Origin of the sequence: Corynebacterium sp. HMSC05D08 (assembly GCF_001807215.1) — a bacterium.
Lineage (GTDB): Bacteria > Actinomycetota > Actinomycetes > Mycobacteriales > Mycobacteriaceae > Corynebacterium > Corynebacterium striatum.
Genome location: NZ_KV788365.1, coordinates 1 through 3,253, shown reverse-complemented (window position 1 = coordinate 3,253; position 3,253 = coordinate 1). Strand labels below are relative to the sequence as shown.

Below are 3,253 nucleotides of genomic sequence, written 5' to 3'. Positions count from 1 at the left end.
GAACTAATCAATGCACCCTAAAACCGGAAGAGCCACCATAGTCGGAAAGAATGTTCCAGCCCGATCCCGAGGGACATCAACGGTGACTGGCCCGTAGTTAGAATCCACGGTCTTTGGATACGACCCGTTGCGGTAATTGTCTGTTCTAGCTGCAGCTTTAGCGCTCCTGTCGCCAGACTCGTAGCCCAGGTGGGCATCCATTTCAGCGTTGAGTCCCCTGGTAATCGAGGCTTGTAACATGCCGCGAACTAGGTCGTTGGCATCCGTTGTGGACGTGCCTAGGTCATCAATCAGTTTCGCGATGTCAGGATTAGCAAGCAGCTTCTTTTCAATCGTATCAATCTTGGCCTTATCAGCCGGATCTCGTCTCGCCACAGTAGTCATTCTGGTCCATCTCCTCATGCAGGTTAGGTACCCACACACAAACCATCAGACACTCTCTGGTGTGCTTTCCGGGTGAGTAAAAACAGACCACGATGCCCGGTATGTGCTGGGCAAATGAAGAAAAACGGAACCACATCCAAAGGCACAACCAGGTGGCGGTGCAAAGACCCGAACTGCGGCAGCTCCACGACACGAACCCGCACCGATCTCACTCAGGCCTGCGACTTTAAAGCCTTCATCTCCTATGTCACCTCCACAGTGACGTTGTCTGAACTCGCCGGGCAACAAAGGGTGAGTCGTTGGACACTTGATCGCCGATTGAACCGTTTTGGCTCATCGACGTCCCCAACGACGGTGCCCCGCAGCGCGTCTACGAGCAGATCTTCATCGACGCCACCACGTCATTGCTTGGCACTGGACCAAACACGAAACTGTCCACGCATACACGCAGCTTCTTCGCAAAATCGCCGAGCCGCTCTGCGTCGTCATCGACGTCGGACAAGGCGCACTCACCGCGATTAAAGCCTGCGGGCCAAACGCGATGATTCAGCGTTGTCTCGTCCATGCGCAACGGGTCATCCGCCGCTACACCACCTCACGGCCGCGCACCGACGCCGGCAAAACCATCTACGCACTGGCGTTGAAACTAACCCGTGTCACCACGCTCGATCAGACACGGGGGTGGACGCTGCGTCTGCACGGCTTCGGTCAGGTATTCAAAACATTCCTCAACGAGAAAACCTCCGTGGCCAAAGAGCGCCGAACTCTCAATAACCAGTGGGAATGGACTCATCTGCGGGTACGCAAAGCCTACAACTCACTGCTGCACCTCTCGCGCAACAATTGGCTGTTTACCTACCTTAAGCCACCACCGAATGTGCCTGATCCTAAACGCTGGGCTTCAACGACAAACAGTCTTGAAGGCGGAATCAACGCCAGGCTCAAACGCATCGCCGATGCGCACCGAGGCAGGTCAGGGGAACGCCAACGAAAAATGCTCGAGTGGTACCTCCACACCAAAAAGCAACTGCCTGACGATCCGCTAAATACCGCCAGGCAGTGCAATTATGACCAAGATCAACTCGCCAAAGTCAACGATCTTGCCGAAGAAAACCACAACAAAGCCGACCAAGAAACAGGCCGACCAGCCTTCTACGACAACGCTATCCCAACCGAGTACGAACACTCGATAGGAATCAGAAAAGACCCCATGAAGTAACTAACCGTGTACCCGCCCCGCAACACGCCGAACGGACACACATTCTGCTACTTAACCCTACTTTTTGGTTGTTCATGTTTCAGCTTCTCTACACATTCAAAGGACAACTGCACAATGACCTAAATCAGGCCGACTTGGCCTCAGTGGCTGCGCTTACCGCCATCCATTTTCATTTAATTGTCAATAAGCGTCGACGGGGATAGGCTGAGTGCATGGCACACGAGCACCACGACCACGATCACTCCAGCACGCCGCTGCGCGCACTCTTGATTGCGCTAGGCATTACCGGCACCGTCTTCTTCGCGGAGCTGATCGGCGGCTGGTTGGCGGGTTCGATGGCGCTGATGGCGGATGCGATGCACATGCTTTCCGACGCTGCGGGGTTGATCATCGCGGTGTTAGCGGTGTTGGTTGGGCGCCGACAAGCATCGGCTCAGGCCACGTACGGCTACCGACGAGTGGAGGTGCTTGCTGCACTGGCGAACGCAGTGATGGTGCTGGCGATCTCGGTGTGGATTGTCGTCGAGGCGGTGCGCCGCCTGCAGAGCCCGGCCGAAGTGCAGGGAAAAACGATGCTGATCATCGCGGTGATCGGCCTGGTGGCGAATGCGCTATCGGCGTGGGTTCTGCACCGGCACCGCAAATCCTCGATCAACGTGGAGGGCGCGTTCTTGCACGTGTTAGTGGATATGCTCGGCTCGGTCGCAGTAATCGTGGCCGGCATCGTGGTACTGACCACGGGGTTTGTGGCGGCGGACGTGATCGCCTCCCTAGCGATCGCGGCGATGGTGCTGCCGCGCGCCTGGCAGCTCATGCGGCTTTCGGCGAGCGTGCTGCTCGAGCAAGTCCCGGCGGACTTCGACGCCAGTGCGATCGAGCCCGCGCTGCGGCAGGTCGAGGGCGTTGCTGACATCCACGACCTGCACCTGTGGAGCCTGGACGGCGTGAACGTGCTCACGACCGTGCATATCGTGCGCGACGGCACCGTCGGCACCGGCCCGCTGTTGGATGCCGCCCAGCAGGCCCTGCGCGAACACGGTATCGAGCACTCCACCATCCAGATTGAGCACCCAGAGCACGAATCCCACGAGACGGTGTGCTGATTCCCTTCTAACCTGACTTAGGCCAATTTTGTGCGGAAGTTCGCGGCCGGTGATTACTTGGATGGTGGCAGTGAGGTCGGGCGGGAATGGTACGGCGGCGTGAATGGTTTCGCCGCCAACGACGAGTTGAAAGCTGCGGTATTTCTTGAGTGTTCTCACGAGGCGTTTGATGAAGTGACCACTGCGGGTCTCCATCAGGTGGGTCACGGCTAGTGCTGCCATCACAATATTGAGATGTGCTGTGATCGAGTTTTGTTTCCTCGCATAGATTGGGCGTGCTTTCAGGTCTGATTTCGACATCCGATACGACATTTTCAATGTGGAATAGCCTGCGGTAATGCCCGATAACCTCCTAGGCGGGAAGAGCGGTCAGGTCGGTTTCATAGCCTTTAATTCCGGCTAGGGCTCGTGGGGTTGCCCGCAAATCGTGGACACGTAGTGGAGCTACCTAGTGGTTAGGCAGCTATTTCTTTTCTGCTGTTGATTGCGTCGGCGTGGTTCTCGAAGTCGACAGGGCTGACCATCCCGAGTGCAGAGTGCCGGCGCC

2 protein-coding genes and 2 pseudogenes are annotated in these 3,253 nt (G+C 57.0%); 3 read left to right on the top strand and 1 reads right to left on the bottom strand.

Translation table 11 applies throughout. The features are described 5' to 3' along the window. Positions 1-33 precede the first annotated feature (33 nt). Positions 34-384: pseudogene (locus tag HMPREF3148_RS12965) on the bottom strand (transposase); the annotation flags it as partial. Between the two features lie 114 nt (positions 385-498). Here HMPREF3148_RS12965 and HMPREF3148_RS12960 point away from each other — a divergent pair. The 3 genes and pseudogenes from HMPREF3148_RS12960 to HMPREF3148_RS12950 all read left to right on the top strand — a co-directional run bounded on the left by HMPREF3148_RS12960 (position 499) and on the right by HMPREF3148_RS12950 (position 2,919). Beyond that, positions 499-1,603, top strand: a pseudogene (locus tag HMPREF3148_RS12960) (IS1249 family transposase). 212 nt (positions 1,604-1,815) lie between these two features. Beyond that, positions 1,816-2,706 carry a cation diffusion facilitator family transporter gene (locus HMPREF3148_RS12955; protein ID WP_005328806.1) on the top strand — a complete coding sequence of 297 codons (891 nt, stop codon included), beginning with the start codon at positions 1,816-1,818 and terminating at the stop codon, positions 2,704-2,706. Positions 2,707-2,736: 30 nt separating this feature from the next. Continuing rightward, positions 2,737-2,919, top strand: coding sequence for a hypothetical protein (locus tag HMPREF3148_RS12950; protein WP_005324624.1), 183 nt, complete (start codon positions 2,737-2,739; stop codon positions 2,917-2,919). The last annotated feature ends 334 nt before the right edge of the window (positions 2,920-3,253 follow it).